A 16,181-nucleotide genomic window follows, 5' to 3' on the forward strand; every position below is an offset into this window, starting at 1 on the left:
CGGCGTGGGTCCGAGATGCAAGGGTCGGCCCCCGGACACACCGGGGGCCGACCCGTTTGTACGCGCTCACCGGGTCTGCGTCGCATATAAATCATATTTTGTGACCATGAGTCACAGGTCGGACAGAACCAGACACCGAATGGCGATGGGCTGCGCTCTGACACTGGCACCGCTGGCGGTGGGGGTCACCGCTTGTGGCAACAGCTCGGATCCGCTCTCCAACGCCCCCTACGACGCGAGCGACAGCGTCAAGGTCAGCGCCTCCCACGAGAGCCGTGGGGTCGACCCCGCCAAGCCACTGGAGGTCACCACCTCCGGCACGGGGGACTCCATCGCCGACGTGCTGGCGACCGACTCCGCCGGACGCGTGGTCAGCGGCGAGCTGTCGGCCGACGGACACACCTGGCGCAGCACGGGCCCGCTGGCCGCCGGGACGAGCTACAGCGTCCGGGTGAGCACCGAGAACGACAGCGGGGCACCGGGACGGCGTACCGTGCGGTTCGCCACCAAGGCGGCGAGCAAGAAGCTCTCCGTGTCCTTCGGCCCGGACAGCGGCACCTACGGGGTGGGCCAGCCCATCACTGCCGAGCTCAGTCATCCGGTGAAGGACCCGGAGCGGCGGCAGCTCGTCGAGCGGGCGCTCAAGGTCGACTCCCAGCCCCGGGTGGAGGGCGCCTGGCACTGGGTGAACAGCAAGGAGCTGCACTACCGCCCGAAGGAGTACTGGCCCGCGCACGCCACCATCAACGCCTACTCCCGGCTCGACGGACTGCCGGTCGGTGGCGGGGTGCACGGAGGGCCCTCGAAGCCGCTCCGGATGCGGACGGGCGACCGGGTGGAGGCCGTCGCGGACGCCTCCTCGCTGGAGATGCGGGTCAAGAAGAACGGGAAGGTCATCAAGTCGTTCCCGATCACCACGGGCAAGGCCGGCTACCGCACCAGGAACGGTGTGAAGGTGATCCTCACCAAGGAGCCGTTCGTCCGGATGACCAGCGCCAGCATCGGCGCCTCCGACTTCTACGACCTGCCCGTGCACTGGGCGACCCGGCTCACCTGGACCGGGGAGTACGTCCATGGGGCGCCCTGGTCGGTGGGGTCCCAGGGGGCCGCCAACGTCAGCCACGGGTGCACCGGTATGAGCAGCGGCAGCGCGGAGTGGTTCTTCAAGACCGTCCGGCAGGGCGACCTGGTGGAGCACGTGAACACGGAGGGCGAGTCGATGCCCGCCTTTGGCAACGGGTTCGGGGACTGGAACATGCCCTGGGAGAAGTGGCGGGAGGGCAGCGCCATCGAGAAGGGCACCCGCGAGGGCAGCGGCCCGGCGGAGGCGGCGCGGCTGCGGCCGCGGGTGTGACCGGGCGCGCCCGGTGTGCGATCCGGACATGAGCGCGTGACCTCGTGAAGACGGCCCCGGCGTGGAGTGCGCCGGGGCCGTCACCGTCCGGTGGCCCCGGCGCGGGCCGGGGCCGGAGAGGGTGGGGAGGGTGCTGGGCCTCCCGCCGGGGTCAGGCCCCGGCCAACTGGCGCTTCTCGCGCAGCAGCCCGGCCAGCGTCTCGGCCAGCACGGCCGGGTCGGCGGGCTGGGAGACCACGGCCTCGGCGCGGCTCCAGGTGGCCAGCCAGGCGTCCTGGGGGCGGCCGATCAGCAGCAGCACCGGGGGGCAGCGGAAGATCTCGTCCTTGATCTGGCGGCAGACGCCCATGCCCCCGGCGGGGGTGGCCTCGCCGTCCAGCACGCAGAGGTCGACCTCGCGCTTGTCCAGGGTGTCGAGCACGGTGTGCGGGGTGGCGCACTCGATGTACTCGACGGAGGGCACGTCGGCCGCGGGGCGACGCCCGGCGGCGAGCCGCACCTGCTCGCGGGTGTTGGCGTTGTCGCTGTAGACCAGCACCGTGGCGGTCGGCTGCATGGTTCCTCCACGTCGTCGGGGCGTTCCGGGGGCCCGAGTTGGCCGGGCTGGCCCGTCGTGCGGCGCGCGGGGCGCAGCCCGGATGCTACTCCCCCCGACGCGTCGTCAACACCGGTGCGCGAGGCGCCGGAACGGCCTGTCTGAGCTGGACAGCGGCGACGGACACACCGAACGGTACCCCCGAAGTGAGGGCGGCATAAGCGACCGACATAATGTCGGTCGTGGCGACAGCAACAGCAGTAGAAACCGGGCACGCGCACCCGTCGGTCAACCGACCGAACCTCACCAGCGTCGGAACCATCATCTGGCTGAGTTCCGAGCTGATGTTCTTCGCGGCCCTCTTCGCGATGTACTTCACCCTGCGATCGGTGACCGGCGCGGACTACTGGAAGGAGCACGCAGATGTACTGAACCTTCCGTTCGCGCTGACGAACACGACGATCCTGGTGCTTTCCTCTCTCACCTGCCAGCTCGGCGTCTTCGCCGCGGAGCGCGGGGACGTGAAGAAGCTCCGCACCTGGTTCATCGTCACCTTCGTCATGGGTGCCATCTTCATCGGCGGCCAGGTCTTCGAGTACACCGAGCTGGTCAAGGAGGGCACCTCGCTCTCCTCTGGCCCGTACGGCTCGGTGTTCTACCTGACCACCGGCTTCCACGGGTTGCACGTGACGGGCGGGCTGATCGCCTTCCTGTTCGTGCTGGGCCGGACCTACATGGCCCGGCGCTTCACCCACCAGCAGGCCACCGCGGCCATCGTCGTGTCCTACTACTGGCACTTCGTCGATGTTGTCTGGATTGGCCTTTTCGTCACGATCTACGTGATCAAGTAACCGGTCGGGCCGCGAAGCCGCCACCAGGGCGGAGGCCGCGCAGCAGACATACACAGAAGCATCGACGCAGAAGATCCTGACACCGGGGTAATCCGTGAAAAAGCTCTCCGCACGACGGCGCCATCCGCTGGCGGCGCTCGTCGTTCTCATCTTCGCGCTGGCGGCCACCGGGGGGCTGTACACCGCGTTCGCTCCCGCGGGTGAAGCGAAGGCCGACCAGGAGTCCTCCCAGTCCCTCGCTATCGAGGAGGGCAAGAAGCTCTACGCCACCGGCTGCTCCAGCTGCCACGGAACCGGCGGGCAGGGGACCAGCGACGGCCCGAGCCTGGTCGGGGTCGGGGCCGCCGCCGTGGACTTCCAGGTCGGTACCGGGCGCATGCCGATGCAGCAGCCCGGGGCCCAGGCGCCGAAGAAGAAGAAGGTCTACGACGAGCACGAGACCAAGCAGCTCGCGGCGTACGTGGCCTCTCTGGGTGCCGGTCCCGAGATCCCGACCAAGAGTCAGTACGACCCGAGCGACGCGGACGTCGCCAAGGGCGGCGAGCTGTTCCGCACGAACTGTGCGCAGTGCCACAACTTCACCGGTGAGGGCGGGGCGCTCACCAAGGGCAAGTACGCCCCGGACCTCACCGACGTGGACCCGAAGCACGTCTACGAGGCGATGCAGACCGGTCCGCAGAACATGCCCTCCTTCTCCGACGGCGAGATGCCCGAGAAGGACAAGGGCGCCATCGTCGCCTACCTGAAGACGGTGAACAGCGATACCTCCGACAACCCCGGCGGCTTCAAGCTCGGTGGCTTCGGCCCGGTCGCCGAGGGCATGTTCGCCTGGGTGTTCGGTATCGGCGGGATGGTCGCCCTCGCTGTCTGGGTTGCCGCTCGGACCGCAAAGGCCAAGAAGTCATGAGTAGCCAGACTGGACCGGACGAGAACGTGTCAGACGAGAACCTGCCCAGTGCGCAGGAAGCGGGGCGGGGCGCGGTCAGCGGTACGGAGAAGGATCCGTTCGCCGACCCCGGCCTGCCGCCGCACGAACACCGCATCCAGGACACGGATGAGCGGGCAGCCAAGCGCTCCGAGCGCACGGTCGCGCTGCTGTTCACCCTGTCGATGCTGGCGACGGTCGGCTTCATCGCCTCCTTCGTGATCTTCCCGATCGACAAGATCGTGTACGTCTGGCCGCTGGGCCGGGTCAGCGCGCTGAACCTCTCGCTCGGCCTGACGCTGGGTGTCGCGCTGTTCTGCATCGGCGCGGGCGCCATCCACTGGGCCCGCACGCTGATGTCCGACGTGGAGATCGCGGACGAACGGCACCCGATCGCGGCCGAGCCTGAGGTGCGCGCGAAGGTCCTGGAGGACTTCCGGCAGGGCGCGAAGGAGTCCGCACTCGGACGCCGGAAGCTCATCCGGAACACCATGTTCGGCGCGGTGGCCCTGGTGCCGCTCTCCGGTGTGGTGCTGCTGCGTGACCTCGGCCCGCTGCCGGAGGACAAGCTCCGGCACACCATGTGGTCCAAGGGCAAGCTGCTCGTCAACGAGAACACCAACGAGCCGCTCCGTCCCGAGGACATCACCGTGGGCTCGCTGGCCTTCGCCAAGCCCGAGGGGCTGGAGCACCACGACGAGGACTTCCAGAAGGAGATCGCCAAGGCCGCCCTGGTCCTGGTGCGGCTGGAGCCCAAGGACATCAAGGACAAGCGCGAACTCGACTGGTCGTACGACGGTATCGTCGCGTACTCGAAGATCTGCACCCACGTGGGTTGCCCGGTCAGCCTGTACGAGCAGCAGACCCACCATCTGCTGTGCCCGTGCCACCAGTCGACCTTCGACATGAGTGACGGGGCGAAGGTGATCTTCGGCCCTGCCGGGCACGCGCTGCCCCAGCTGAAGATCAGCGTGAACAAGGACGGCTATCTCGAAGCGCAGGGCGACTTCGATGAGCCCGTCGGCCCGGCCTTCTGGGAGCGCGGATGAGTACTGCAACCGAGACGTCGAGCCCCAGCAGCTCGAACGCGAAGAAGGCGCCCGCCGGTGAGCGGGTCGCCGACTGGGCCGACGGCAGGCTGGGGATCTACAGCCTCGCCAAGGCCAACATGCGCAAGATCTTCCCGGACCACTGGTCCTTCATGCTGGGTGAGGTCGCGCTCTACAGCTTCATCATCATCATCCTGACGGGTGTCTACCTGACGCTGTTCTTCCACCCGTCGATGAACGAGGTCGAGTACCACGGCCCGTACGTTCCGATGCAGGGCGTGCTGATGTCGGAGGCCTACGCCTCCACGCTGAACATCAGCTTCGACGTGCGCGGTGGTCTGCTGGTCCGGCAGATCCACCACTGGGCCGCGCTGATCTTCCTCGCGGCGATGTTCGTCCACATGATGCGGGTGTTCTTCACCGGCGCCTTCCGGAAGCCGCGTGAGATCAACTGGGTCTTCGGGTTCCTGCTCTTCTTCCTGGGCATGTTCACCGGCTTCACCGGCTACTCGCTCCCGGACGACCTGCTGTCCGGCACCGGCGTCCGCTTCATCCACGGAGCGATCCTGTCGGTCCCGGTGGTCGGCACCTACATCGCGATGTTCCTGTTCGGCGGGGAGTTCCCCGGGCACGACATCATCGCGCGGTTCTACTCCGCACACGTGCTGCTGCTGCCCGGCATCATGCTCGGCCTGCTGGTCGCGCACCTGATCCTGGTCTTCTACCACAAGCACACCCAGTTCGCCGGTCCCGGCCGGACGAACAAGAACGTGGTCGGCATGCCGTTCATGCCGGTGTACATGGCCAAGGCGGGCGGGTTCTTCTTCCTCGTCTTCGGTGTGATCGCGATGATCTCCGCGACCTTCACGATCAACCCGATCTGGACGATCGGCCCCTACCGGCCGGACCAGGTCTCCACCAACGCGCAGCCCGACTGGTACATGGGCTTCCCCGAGGGCCTGATCCGGTTCATGCCGGGCTGGGAGATCAACCTCTGGGGCCACACCCTGGTCCTGGGCGTGTTCATCCCGCTGCTCCTGCTGCCCCTGGTGCTGTCCGCGATCGCGGTCTATCCGTTCATCGAGTCGTGGGTCACCAAGGACAAGCGCGAGCACCACATCGCGGACCGGCCGCGGAACGCGCCGACCCGCACGGGTCTCGGCGCGGCCTGGATCAGCTGGTACTTCGTCCTGCTGGTGGGTGGCGGTAACGACCTGTGGGCCACGCACTTCCACTTGTCGATCAACGCGATCACCTGGTTCGTCCGCATCGGCTTCTTCGCGGTGCCGCTCGTCGTCTTCATCGTCACCCGCCGTATCTGTCTGGGCCTCCAGCGGAAGGACCGGGAGAAGGTGCTGCACGGCCTGGAGTCGGGGATCATCAAGCGGCTGCCGCACGGCGAGTTCGTCGAGGTGCACGAGCCGCTCTCGCAGGAGCAGCTGCACACGCTCACCGCGCACGAGCAGTACACGCCGCAGGAGATCGCTCCCAGTACCGACGAGAACGGCGTGCGGCGCAAGGTCTCCCGTGGGGAGAAGCTGCGCGCCAAGATCTCGAAGGGCTACTTCGGGGAGGGCGGCCAGATTCCGAAGCCGACCGCCGAGGAGTACCGCGAGATCACCAGCGGGGACGGTCACCACTAGCCACCCGCTCGCGAGGGTGCCCGTCCGGTCCGGGCGGGCACCGCGCGCCGCCTCCGCCACGGGCGCCGCGCGAGCCCCCGCGTCCTGTCGTACGACGGCGCCCCGGGAACTGTCCCGGGGCGCCGTCGCGTTGCCGGCCGGGGGTGGGCCTGGTCCACCGCCAGGTGGGGACGGAGGGGCGGGGTGGCCGAATCGATAGGGTGGGAGCCGTCCGTCAGACCACAGCCAGGAGTGATCCGTATGAGCGCTGCTATCCCCGCCGGAGGCGACCCCGTGGCGGCGCGCACCTGGCCGGACGTCCTCGGAACCCTGCTGGCCGGTGAGGACCTGAGCCCGGACGCCACCGCCTGGGCCATGGACCGCGTCATGCGGGGCGAGGCGACGGACGCGCAGATCGCCGGATTCGCGGTGGCGCTTCGCGCCAAGGGCGAGACGGTGGGGGAGGTCGCCGGGCTGGTCCGGGCGATGTACGAGCACGCGAACGTCGTGGAGGTCCCCGGGCCCACGGTCGACATCGTCGGCACGGGTGGGGACCTGGCCCGGACGGTCAACATCTCCACCATGTCGTCGATCGTGGTGGCCGGTGCCGGAGCCGTCGTGGTGAAGCACGGCAACCGGGCCTCGTCCAGCGCGAGCGGCGCCTCCGACGTGCTGGAGAAGCTCGGGGTGAACCTGGAGCTGTCGCCCTCGCGCGTCGCCGAGGTGGCCACGGAGGCCGGGATCACCTTCTGCTTCGCGGTGCGGTTCCATCCCTCGCTGCGGCATGTGGCCGCCACGCGGCGGGAGTTGGGCATCCCCACCTCGTTCAACTTCCTCGGGCCGCTCACCAATCCGGCTCGGGTCGGGGCTCAGGCCACCGGGGTCGCGGACGCCCGGATGGCGCCGATCCTCGCCGGGGTGCTCGCCGAGCGCGGCTCCTCCGCGCTGGTCTTCCGCGGGGACGACGGGCTGGACGAGCTGACCACCACCGCGTCCTCGACGGTTTGGGTGGTGCGGGACGGCGCGGTCCGCCGGGAGTCCTTCGACCCGCGTTCGGTCGGTATCGACCTGGTGCCGGTGGAGGCGCTGCGGGGGGCGGACGCCGCCTACAACGCGGACGTGGCGCGGCGGTTGCTCGCCGGGGAGCGGGGGCCGGTCCGGGACGCGGTGCTGCTGAACTCCGCCGCCGCGCTGGTGGCGCTGGAGCCGTCCGGCCGTCCGCTCGCCGAGGAGATCGCGGAGGGGATGGAGCGCGCCGCCGAGTCCATCGACTCGGGCGCCGCCGCGGCCGCGCTGGAGCGCTGGGTCGCCGCCACCCACCGCTGAACCGCCGACCGCTGGGTCATCCACCGCCGATCCGCACGTCGTTGGGGCGTCGCCCGCCCGCTGGGTCGTCGGCCGGTGGTGTGGGGGCGCGGGCGAGGGCTCCGTCCGGTGCACCGGACGGAGCCCTCGCGGGCGTCCGCCCTCGCGGCTGGAGTGGGCGGACCGGCTCAGAAGGCGAGGACGCCACCGCCGTGCGCGTCCTTCAGGCAGCTGTTGTCGAAGGCGCGCTCGTAGTCGACGCGCTCCCCCCGCCACACCCCCTGCACGGTGACGACCACCGGCCGGTACTCCCTGGTGCAGAACCGGTCGCGCTGTCCGGGGAGCCCGTCGAGGTCGCCCTGGGCGGCGGCGATCTCGGCACAGGCCCGCTCCGGAGCGGGGTGCGTTCCGCTGGGCCGGGGAGCGCACGAGAGCGTGACCGCGCGGTCCGGGGTGGCCGTCCGGGCGGAGGTCCCGGGGGCGACGGTGAGCGCGAGCGCCGAGGGTGGGTAGAGCGAGTGCGCGGCCGGGCCCTCCCTGTCCACCGCGGTGGCGGTCTCGGCGCCGCTCAGCGGGGCGAGGGCGGTGAGGGTGAGCAGGCTGCCGAGCAGGGTGAGGCGAGTGAGGTGTCGCACGGGTGCGCCTTTCGTCCGTAACGGGGTGGGGTGGGGGATAGGCGGGGTGATGTGCCATCCGCCGACCATCTTTGCCGTGTGTCTGACAAAACGCGTGGATATCCGTTCTGTGGCGGGGGTGTGCGGGCGGAGGCACGGGAGGGAGGCGCGCTCGGGGGGCGTGTGCCGCCGCTCCCACTCCGGTGCCCATCGGGGCCCGGGGGAACGGGAGTTGGCGGTCGATCGGCGGTCGAGCCGGCGGTCGGGACAGCGTCCAACGTCACCCCGGACAGCCGTGGCGGGTGGGCGCCGGGGAGGCGCTACGGGGACGGATGGTGCGGATCAGTAGGTATGGCATACTGCTGCGCAGGTCACGAGTGACAGCGATCAAGGCCCCGGCCCGCTGTCCGGCAACCCTCCTTCCGTGGTGGGGTGCCCCGGGTGATGACCAGGCCGCACGGCAGCGAGGCCCGCGGCAAGCACGGATCCCCTCTCCGGGGTCCTGGTCTTCGAGGAGTTCCCCGTGAGTCAGCGAATGCGCTAGCACGTCTCTCCGGTCCGCGGTCCGTTCCGTGGGCTCCGTGAGACGTGCGCCGGGCCGCTTCCCTCCGCCCGGCGTCACCGCCCACCGGTTCGCCCGGGCCCGTCGGTCCGGCCGCGTCCGTGGTGCGCGGGCGCCCGGTGTGACGCGCGGACGTGGCCCCGACCGTCCGCTCCGTGCGGAGCGTCACCCCCTTCCGTCCGTGCCCCGCCTGCCCCGGGCCCGCGTCCGACCGGTCGTCTCCGGGGTCGCGCGGCCGTCTCCGGGCCCCGGCCCGGTGCCGGGCCGCCGCACCCGGCCGCGTACGAGCCGGGTCAGCCGCGCGACCCGTCTCGGCCGTCCCGACACGGTGCCTCCGCGCCCCGCGCTGGCCCCGCCGCCCCGGGTGGCCCCGGTGAACCGGGTCCGGGCACATCCGCCGTGTTCCAGGAGTTCGTCATGCCGACCACCGCCACCACCGCTACCACCACCCCGCCCGTCCCGGCTCCCGCCGTCTCGCCGTCCGCCGCCGTCCGGCTCGCCAACCCGGACGCGGAGGCCGCCGGTTGTCCGGACCGTCCGAACACTCCGGACGTCCCGAACAGCCCGAACAGCCCGGACCGCCCGAACCGCACGGCCGCCCCGGACGCGGTGCGGCGGGCGGGTGGGCCGCTGCCGGTGCTCGGGCTCGACGTGCGGGTGCCGCTCGCCGGGGGCGGCGAGGTGGAGTACGCCGCGCTGGACTACGCGGCCTCGGCCCCCGTACTGCGTCCGGTGTGGGACGCGGTGGCCGAGTACGCGCCGTACTACGGCAGCGTGCACCGGGGAGCCGGGCAGCTCTCCCGACTCTCGACCGAGCTGTTCGAGGAGAGCCGCGCGACGGTCGCCCGGTTCCTCGGCTGCCGCGCGGACGACCAGGTGGTGTTCACCCGGTCCACGACGGACGCGCTGAACCTGCTGGCCCGGGCGGTGCCCGCCGGTACCCGGGTGTTCGTCTTCGAGACGGAGCACCACGCGGCGCTGCTGCCCTGGCGCGGGCGGGACACCGTCTGGCTGCCCGCCCCCGGCTCGCCGGACGAGGCGGTCGCGGTGCTGGAGGAGGCGCTGCGCGCGGCGGCCCCCGCCGGGCCCGCGCTGGTCTGCGTGACCGGGGCCTCGAACGTCACCGGTGAACTCTGGCCGGTACGCGAACTGGCCGCCACCGCCCGCCGGTTCGGGGCCCGCACCGTACTGGACGCGGCCCAGCTCGCCCCGCACCGGCCGGTGGACGTGGAGCGGCTCGGGGTCGACTGGGTGGCGCTGTCCGGGCACAAGCTGTACGCCCCCTTCGGCGCCGGGGTGCTCGCCGGACGAGCCGACTGGCTGGACGCGGCCGAGCCGTACCTGGCGGGCGGCGGTGCCAGCGGCCGGGTCTCCCGCCCGGCACGGGGTGGGGTGGAGGTCGAGTGGCGCACCGGACCGGCGCGGCACGAGGCGGGTTCGCCCAACGTGATCGGCGCCCGGGCGCTCGCCGTGGCGTGCGAGGCGCTCACGGGCGCGGACTTCCCGCGGCTGGTGCGCCGAGAGCGCGCGCTGACGGCCTGGCTGCTCGACGAGCTGGCGCGGGTGCCGGGGGTGCGGGTGCTGTCGCTGTTCGGTCCGGCGGCGGACCGGGTCGGAGTGGTCTCCTTCGTCCTCGCGGGGTGGGACAGCGCGCGGCTCGCCGCCACGCTCGCCGAGGAGTTCGGCATCGGCGTACGGGACGGGCTGTTCTGCGCCCACCCGCTGGTCACCGCGCTGCTCGGCCCGGGCGGCGCGGACTCCGGGCCGGATTCCGGGCCGGGTTCGGCGCCGCTGACGGGGGACGGCGCCGGGCCGGAGGTGGCCGGTCCGCCGCCCGCCGGGCGCCCAGCCCCGGGAGCCGGGCCCGACGCCCGGCCGGGCGTTCCGCTGAGCGCGGTCCGGGTCAGCTTCGGCGTCGGCACGCCGGACGGGCACCTCGCCCGCTTCCTGGACGCCGTACGGGAGGTGGCGGCCCGGGGATAGCGCGGGTCCGGGGCGGGCCCCGGGGCGGGCCCCGGACCGGGCCGGATCGGGGAGACCCCGGCCCGCCCCGCTCGTCCGGGGCCCCACCCCGTCTCGCGTTGTCCGGGGCTCAGTGGGCCGGGGCGGGTGACCCCGTCCACGTTCCGGCGCGGGGGCGGACCGGGGGGCGCGGGCGCGCGCCCTGGGCGAGCTGGGTGCCCAACAGGACCATCCGCAGGGAGTGTTCCGCCGCGTCGGCGAGGTACTCGGCGCCCCGGTCGATGGCCTCGGCCAGCGGCACCGGACCGGGCTGAATGGAACGGAAGGCGTCGATGCCCGCCGCCCGTACCTCCTCAACGCCGGTGCCGAGCGTCCCGGCCAGCGCGAGCACCGGGCGGCCAGCCGCCTTCGCGCGGCGCGCGACCTCCGCCGGGATCTTGCCCCGGGTGGTCTGCCCGTCCAGCGAGCCCTCGGCGGTGACCACTAGGTCGGCGCGGGCCAGCCGGGCGTCGAGGTCCAGCCCCTCCATCCCGTCGAACAGCGCCTCGAAGCGGGGCAGGAGCCGCGCGCCGAGCGCGGCGAGACCGGCCCCGAGCCCGCCGGAGGCGCCGCTGCCCGGCGCGAACCGCAGATCGGGAGCGTCAGGGGAACCGGCGCCGTCCGGAGCCGCGGCGGAGCGGACGGCAGCGGTGTACGGGAGGACGTCCCGGGTGAGGAGCCCGGCCCAGCGCTCCAGGCCGAACGCCAGCTGCTCGACCTGCGCCGGGGTCGCGCCTTTCTGCGGCCCGAAGACCCGCGCCACCCCACGCGGCCCGCAGAGCACGTTGAACGGGTTGCAGGCCACGACGAGTTCGGTCTCCCGGAGCCGGGGGTCGAGCCCGGTCGGGTCGATCCGGTCCAGAAACGGCAACGCCCGTCCGCCGGGGGGCAGTTCGGCGCCGCTCGGGTCGAGCAGCCGGGCCCCGAGCGCCTGGAGGGCCCCGGCACCTCCGTCCGAGGTGCCGGAGTCGCCGCAGCCCACGAGAATCCGCCGCGCCCCCGCGTCCAGCGCGGCGCGGATGAGTTCCCCGACGCCGTGGGTGGTGGTGCGGCCGGGGTCGCGGCGGTCCCGGGGGACCAGCGAGAGACCGGCGACGGCCGCCATCTCGACGACCGCGGTGCGCCGCGCCGTCTCCCGGGCGCCGAGCAGCGCGAAGTGGGCCGGGACGGGCAGCCCGACGGGACCGGTGGCGGTGCGCCGGACCACCCGGCCGTCCCCGGCGGCGGCCAGCGCCCGCGCGGTGCCCTCGCCTCCGTCGACGAGCGGGATGAGGTCGAGGGTCGCGGTCGGGGCGGCGCGCCGCAGCCCCTCGGCGATCGCCTCGGCCGCGCGCTCGGCGGAGAGCGACTCCTTGAAGCCGCTCGGAGCGATCGCGAGGTGGTACGACCGGGCGGAACCGGCCGCACCGGACACCCCGGCCGCACCGGCCGGACCCGCTGAATCCGCCGGACCGGCTGAACCCGCCGAACTGGCGGGGACGGCCCGGCCGGTGGGGGCGGTGGCGCCGGGGGAGGGGTGCGGACGGGACGTACCGCGCATGGCGAAGCTCCTAGGGGGTGAGAACCGGGACGCCGAGCAGCGGCCACACGGTCAGGGCGAAGAGCAGGACGAGTCCCGCCGTCAGCGGGGCGAGCAGCGCGGAGAGGCGCAGCAGGTCGCGGGGGGTATAGGTGGTGACGCCCGGTACGTCGGAGAAGAGCGCGACGGGCTTGGCCGAGGCGGGCAGCGTGTGGCAGAACCCGGCAGCCGCGGTGGAGGCGAGCGCCGCCGCCACGGGGTTGACGCCCGCGCTCGCGGCGGCGGCCACCACCAGCGGCACCAGCACGCTCGACCGCGCCGAACGGGACTGGAGCACCAGGTGGGCGGCGGTGCTGACCACCACCACCCCGGTCAGGAACAGCCAGGGCGGCACCGCCTCGCCACCGGGCAGCCCGCCCACCAGCCAGCCGGCGGCGCCCGACTCGGAGAGCGCCACGCCCATCGCCATCGTCGCCGCCATGAACAGCAGCAACGACCAGGGCACGGTGGAGAGCGCCGACTTGAGCCGGACGGTGCCCAGCGCGGGGGAGGCCGCGACCACCGCCCCGATCAGCGCCACCAGCGCGGGCGGCACCCCGTGCAGCGGCTCGGCGCACCACAGCACCACCACGGTGCCCAGCAGCAGTGCCGCCCGGGACTCAGCCTGCGAGAGCGGGCCGCTGACCGGCGTCTCCGAGTGCTCCTGGAGCTGTTCGACGGTGATCCGGACCGGCCCGCGCCGGTCGGCCCGGCGGGTGGTGGTCAACAGCACCACCTCGGCGGCCAGATGCGAGCTGACGACGGCCAGCGGCAGCCCCAGTAGCAGCCACTGGGTGAACCCGATCTGCTCCTGGGTGGTCTGCCACAGCACGTTGACGGTGATGAGGTGGGCGCCCGCGCCGATCAGCGTGGCGACGGCGGAGAGCAGGATCACGGTGGGGAACAGCAGCGCCAGCATCACCACCAGCCGGGCGCGGTCCGCCAGCGCCTTCGCCAGCGCGAGGAAGACGGGCAGCGCCAGCGCGGCGCGGCCGGAGGTCGCGGGGATCGCGAAGGCGCTCACCACCAGGGCGGCGGTGGTCAGATGGGTCAGCTGACGGACCGTGCGCGCCCCGCTGACCAGGAAGGCCGCGGCCCGTCCGGCCAGCCCCGTCCGCGACACCGCGGCGGCCAGCACGAACGCGCAGATCAGCAGCCACACGGTGGGTTCCCCGAGGGTGCCGAACAGCGCGTCGCTGCTGATCACCCCGGTGATGGCGAGGGCGAGTCCGGCGCCCAGCGCGATGTAGGTGTCGTCGACCGAGCTGCCGACCCAGGCGCAGGTGGCGAGGGTGAAGATGACCAGCGTGAGGCGGGCGTCACCGCTCAGCCCGGGGAAGTTCCCCGGGACGGCGAGGAGCGCGCAGACGCTGAGCGCGGTGCACAGCAGGACGCTCTGCCGGAGGTTCAGTGCCATACCCGAAAGGCTGACGCTCCACCGTGAGTCCGCCATGAGCCGATCATGAAGAGCGCTTCATCTGCTTCATCCCGGTTCATCCGGGTCCCCGGACGCGTCCGGAGACCCCGTAGCCCGTAGCTCCCGTAGTCCCCGCACCCCCGCGGCTTCGTGGGTCCGTGGTCCGTGGTCCGGCGGCCGGAAACCGGGGGACGTCCGGTCGGACCTGGAGGCGGTCCCGCTGGGTCAGGGCAGGCGGTAGCCCATACCGCGCACCGTCTCCACACACCCGGGGCCGAGCTTCTTGCGCAGCGCCCGCACGTACACGTCGACGATGTTCGAGCCCGGGTCGAAGTCGTAGCCCCAGACGTGGGAGAGGATCTGGCCCCGGGAGAGCACCTGTCCCGGATGGCGCAGGAACAGTTCGAGCAGCACGAACTCCCGGGCCGTCAGATCCACCGTGTGCTCGCCCGAACGCGCCTTGCGGGTACGGAGATCGAGGGTGATCCCGCCGTTCCGCAACACCGTCACCTCGGGCGCGGCCACCGCCGTCCGCAGCCGCAGCCGTACCCGGGCCAGCAGCTCCTCGAAGCGGAACGGCTTCGTCATCCAGTCGTCGGCGCCCCCCTCCAGACCGGCGACGGTGTCCCGTACCGTGTCGCGCGCCGTCAGCACGATCACCGGCACCGTCACCCGGGACTCGCGCAGCTCCCGCAGGACCGAGAAGCCGTCCCGGCCGGGCAGTCCGATGTCGAGCAGCACCAGGTCGAAGCCGCCGGTGCGGGCGTAGTCGAAGGCGGTGTTGCCGTCCGCCGCGACGGTGGTGGTGAAGCCGTTGGCGCGCAGCCCCTTGTCCACGAAGGTGGCGATGCGCTCCTCGTCCTCGGCGATCAGGATGCGGTTCACGTCTCATCTCCCGGTTCTGCTACGGAGGGTGGCTCGGCGGCGGGGAGGACCAGGACGAAGGTGGCGCCGCCGTCGTCCGTGGTGCGCCGCAGGTCGACGCGGCCTCCCGGATGTCCCTCGGCGATGGCCCGCACGATCGCCAGCCCGAGTCCGGCGCCGCTGCCCCGGGCCCCGCGCCGGGCCGAGCCACGGCGGAAGCGCTCGAAGACGCGCTCGGCGTCCTCCTCCCGCACCCCCGGCCCGTTGTCGGCGACGTACAGCTCCACCTCTCCCGCCGCCGACCTGCGGGAGCCGATACGGACGGCGGTGCGCGGCGGGGTGTGCTGCACGGCGTTCTGCGCGAGTTGCACCATGGCCTGCGTCACCCGCTGCGGGTCGAGCGAGACCGTGCCCTCCGCCACCTGGTCCAGCTCCCAGGGGCGCGGGCCCTCGCCCGGCGAGTCCCCGGTGTCCAAAGCCCGCACCTTGACGAACACGTCGGCGGTCAGTTCGGCCAGCTCCACCGGCTCCGGCGTCACGAAGTCGGGCCGCTCCACCTTGGCGAGCATCAGCAGGTCCTCGACGATGCGGCTCATCCGGTCCAGCTCGTCGGTGACCACCCGCACCGTCTCCTCGCGCTCCCGCACCCCCGACGCGCTCTGGTCCATCAGCTCCAGATGGCCGCGCACGATGGTGATCGGTGTCCGCAGCTCGTGCCCGGCGTCGTCGACGAACTGGCGCTGCGCGGCGAAGGCCCGCTCCAGCCGGTCCAGCATGGAGTTGAAGGTCTCCGCGAGCGCGGAGACGTCGTCGTGGCCGTGGACCGGGATCCGCCGGGTCAGGTCCTGCTCGGTGAGCTGCGCCGCCGTCGTCCGTACCAGCCGCACCGGGGCGAGGATGCGGCCCGCGACACCCCAGCCGATGACGCAGGTCAGCAGCAGCGCCACGCCCGATATGGCGAGCAGCACCCGGAACACCTCGCCCACCCGCGCCTGTTCGCGGTCGGCGTGGAAGGCGACCACGAAGGTGCCGCGTTCGCTGCGGTCGCCACCCGGCTTCACGTCCACCTTCGCCCAGCGGATCTCGCCCTCGGGCCGGTGCAGGGTGCCGCTGCGTTCGGAGTCACCGGTGATGCTCCGCAGCGCCGGCTTGTCCCGGTAGAGGGGGAGCTGGGTGGGCAGGTCCCGGCGCTGCCGGATCACCGAGTCCTCGCCCACCACCCCGAGCAGTTCCTCGTCCGGGTCGGAGTACTGGCGTTCCAGGAAGACCCGCAGCAGCCGCCGCGCGGTGGTGAACGGCCCGCCGGTCTCCGGATCCTGGCCGCGCTTCACGAAGTTGGCGAACTCCCCGGTCTCCTGCGCCAGGAGCCGGGTCACCCGCTGTTCCGTGTCGCGCAGCAGGATGGAGCGGGTGGTGGTGGCCACGGTGGTGAGCGCCACCGCCATCACCACCAGCAGCCACAGCACGATCCGGACGCGGGCCGAGAGCCGGCCGCGTGGCCGGGGCGGCTCGTCCGGAGGGGCG

The 16,181-nt window shown here is 72.5% G+C and carries 13 protein-coding genes and 1 riboswitch; of the genes, 7 read left to right on the forward strand and 6 right to left on the reverse strand.

Annotated features, from left to right (window positions below; all coding sequences use genetic code 11):
* Positions 1-145: 145 nt before the first annotated feature.
* Positions 146-1,354: an Ig-like domain-containing protein gene (locus E0L36_RS04905; RefSeq protein ID WP_258015901.1), complete on the forward strand. Its 1,209-nt coding sequence runs from the start codon at positions 146-148 to the stop codon at positions 1,352-1,354.
* A gap of 151 nt (positions 1,355-1,505) precedes the next feature.
* Here E0L36_RS04905 and E0L36_RS04910 read toward each other — a convergent pair whose 3' ends face one another.
* The gene (locus E0L36_RS04910) at positions 1,506-1,910 is read right to left on the reverse strand and encodes a hypothetical protein (protein WP_180927592.1); all 405 of its coding nucleotides are present in this window, start codon (positions 1,908-1,910) and stop codon (positions 1,506-1,508) included.
* 212 nt (positions 1,911-2,122) lie between these two features.
* Here E0L36_RS04910 and E0L36_RS04915 point away from each other — a divergent pair, with 212 nt between their 5' ends.
* From E0L36_RS04915 to trpD, 5 genes are all read left to right on the forward strand, one after another.
* Complete coding sequence (locus tag E0L36_RS04915) at positions 2,123-2,740, forward strand: heme-copper oxidase subunit III (protein WP_180927593.1); 618 nt, start codon at positions 2,123-2,125, stop codon at positions 2,738-2,740.
* Positions 2,741-2,834: 94 nt separating this feature from the next.
* On the forward strand, positions 2,835-3,647 hold the full coding sequence (locus E0L36_RS04920) for a c-type cytochrome (protein ID WP_180927594.1): 813 nt from the start codon (positions 2,835-2,837) through the stop codon (positions 3,645-3,647).
* Positions 3,644-4,714, forward strand: a complete 1,071-nt coding sequence (locus tag E0L36_RS04925; protein WP_180927595.1) for a ubiquinol-cytochrome c reductase iron-sulfur subunit — start codon at positions 3,644-3,646, stop codon at positions 4,712-4,714. Before E0L36_RS04920 ends, E0L36_RS04925 begins: the two co-directional genes overlap by 4 nt.
* Positions 4,711-6,357, forward strand: a complete 1,647-nt coding sequence (locus E0L36_RS04930) for a ubiquinol-cytochrome c reductase cytochrome b subunit (protein WP_180927596.1) — start codon at positions 4,711-4,713, stop codon at positions 6,355-6,357. Before E0L36_RS04925 ends, E0L36_RS04930 begins: the two co-directional genes overlap by 4 nt.
* Before the next feature lie 240 nt (positions 6,358-6,597).
* Positions 6,598-7,662: an anthranilate phosphoribosyltransferase gene (gene trpD, locus E0L36_RS04935; RefSeq protein ID WP_180927597.1), complete on the forward strand. Its 1,065-nt coding sequence runs from the start codon at positions 6,598-6,600 to the stop codon at positions 7,660-7,662.
* Between the two features lie 167 nt (positions 7,663-7,829).
* On the opposite strand, the gene E0L36_RS04940 is transcribed toward trpD, so the two are convergent.
* A complete protein-coding gene (locus tag E0L36_RS04940; RefSeq protein ID WP_374705488.1) occupies positions 7,830-8,276 on the reverse strand; it encodes a subtilase-type protease inhibitor in 447 nt (148 codons plus the stop codon).
* Positions 8,277-8,624: 348 nt separating this feature from the next.
* Positions 8,625-8,743: riboswitch (SAM riboswitch) on the forward strand.
* A 491-nt stretch (positions 8,744-9,234) separates the two neighbouring features.
* On the opposite strand from E0L36_RS04940, the gene E0L36_RS04945 reads away from it, so the two are divergent.
* The gene (locus tag E0L36_RS04945) at positions 9,235-10,800 is read left to right on the forward strand and encodes an aminotransferase class V-fold PLP-dependent enzyme (RefSeq protein ID WP_180927599.1); all 1,566 of its coding nucleotides are present in this window, start codon (positions 9,235-9,237) and stop codon (positions 10,798-10,800) included.
* A 109-nt stretch (positions 10,801-10,909) separates the two neighbouring features.
* Here the strand turns inward: E0L36_RS04945 and E0L36_RS04950 are convergent, their stop codons facing one another.
* The 4 genes from E0L36_RS04950 to E0L36_RS04965 all read right to left on the reverse strand — a co-directional run bounded on the left by E0L36_RS04950 (position 10,910) and on the right by E0L36_RS04965 (position 16,102).
* Positions 10,910-12,358 (reverse strand): glycerate kinase, encoded by a 1,449-nt coding sequence (locus E0L36_RS04950; protein WP_219636100.1) that lies wholly within the window; start codon positions 12,356-12,358, stop codon positions 10,910-10,912.
* Positions 12,359-12,368: 10 nt separating this feature from the next.
* Complete coding sequence (locus tag E0L36_RS04955; RefSeq protein ID WP_180927600.1) at positions 12,369-13,793, reverse strand: SLC13 family permease; 1,425 nt, start codon at positions 13,791-13,793, stop codon at positions 12,369-12,371.
* Between the two features lie 225 nt (positions 13,794-14,018).
* Positions 14,019-14,678, reverse strand: a complete 660-nt coding sequence (locus E0L36_RS04960; protein WP_180927601.1) for a response regulator transcription factor — start codon at positions 14,676-14,678, stop codon at positions 14,019-14,021.
* Positions 14,675-16,102, reverse strand: coding sequence for a cell wall metabolism sensor histidine kinase WalK (locus E0L36_RS04965; RefSeq protein WP_180928608.1), 1,428 nt, complete (start codon positions 16,100-16,102; stop codon positions 14,675-14,677). Before E0L36_RS04965 ends, E0L36_RS04960 begins: the two co-directional genes overlap by 4 nt.
* Between the last annotated feature and the right edge of the window lie 79 nt (positions 16,103-16,181).

The sequence above is a fragment of the Streptomyces sp. AJS327 genome, from assembly GCF_013450295.1.
Classification (GTDB): Bacteria; Actinomycetota; Actinomycetes; order Streptomycetales; family Streptomycetaceae; genus Streptomyces.

What these genes read in the sequence shown, in the direction of transcription:
- E0L36_RS04955 (WP_180927600.1), bottom strand. Translation starts at nt 13,793, where the DNA reads ATGGCACTGAACCTCCGGCAGAGCGTCCTGCTGTGCACCGCGCTCAGC.
- E0L36_RS04910 (WP_180927592.1), bottom strand. Translation starts at nt 1,910, where the DNA reads ATGCAGCCGACCGCCACGGTGCTGGTCTACAGCGACAACGCCAACACC.
- trpD (WP_180927597.1), top strand. Translation starts at nt 6,598, where the DNA reads ATGAGCGCTGCTATCCCCGCCGGAGGCGACCCCGTGGCGGCGCGCACC.
- E0L36_RS04930 (WP_180927596.1), top strand. Translation starts at nt 4,711, where the DNA reads ATGAGTACTGCAACCGAGACGTCGAGCCCCAGCAGCTCGAACGCGAAG.
- E0L36_RS04925 (WP_180927595.1), top strand. Translation starts at nt 3,644, where the DNA reads ATGAGTAGCCAGACTGGACCGGACGAGAACGTGTCAGACGAGAACCTG.
- E0L36_RS04965 (WP_180928608.1), bottom strand. Translation starts at nt 16,102, where the DNA reads ATGGCGGTGGCGCTCACCACCGTGGCCACCACCACCCGCTCCATCCTG.
- E0L36_RS04945 (WP_180927599.1), top strand. Translation starts at nt 9,235, where the DNA reads ATGCCGACCACCGCCACCACCGCTACCACCACCCCGCCCGTCCCGGCT.
- E0L36_RS04915 (WP_180927593.1), top strand. Translation starts at nt 2,123, where the DNA reads ATGTCGGTCGTGGCGACAGCAACAGCAGTAGAAACCGGGCACGCGCAC.
- E0L36_RS04950 (WP_219636100.1), bottom strand. Translation starts at nt 12,358, where the DNA reads ATGCGCGGTACGTCCCGTCCGCACCCCTCCCCCGGCGCCACCGCCCCC.
- E0L36_RS04905 (WP_258015901.1), top strand. Translation starts at nt 146, where the DNA reads ATGGGCTGCGCTCTGACACTGGCACCGCTGGCGGTGGGGGTCACCGCT.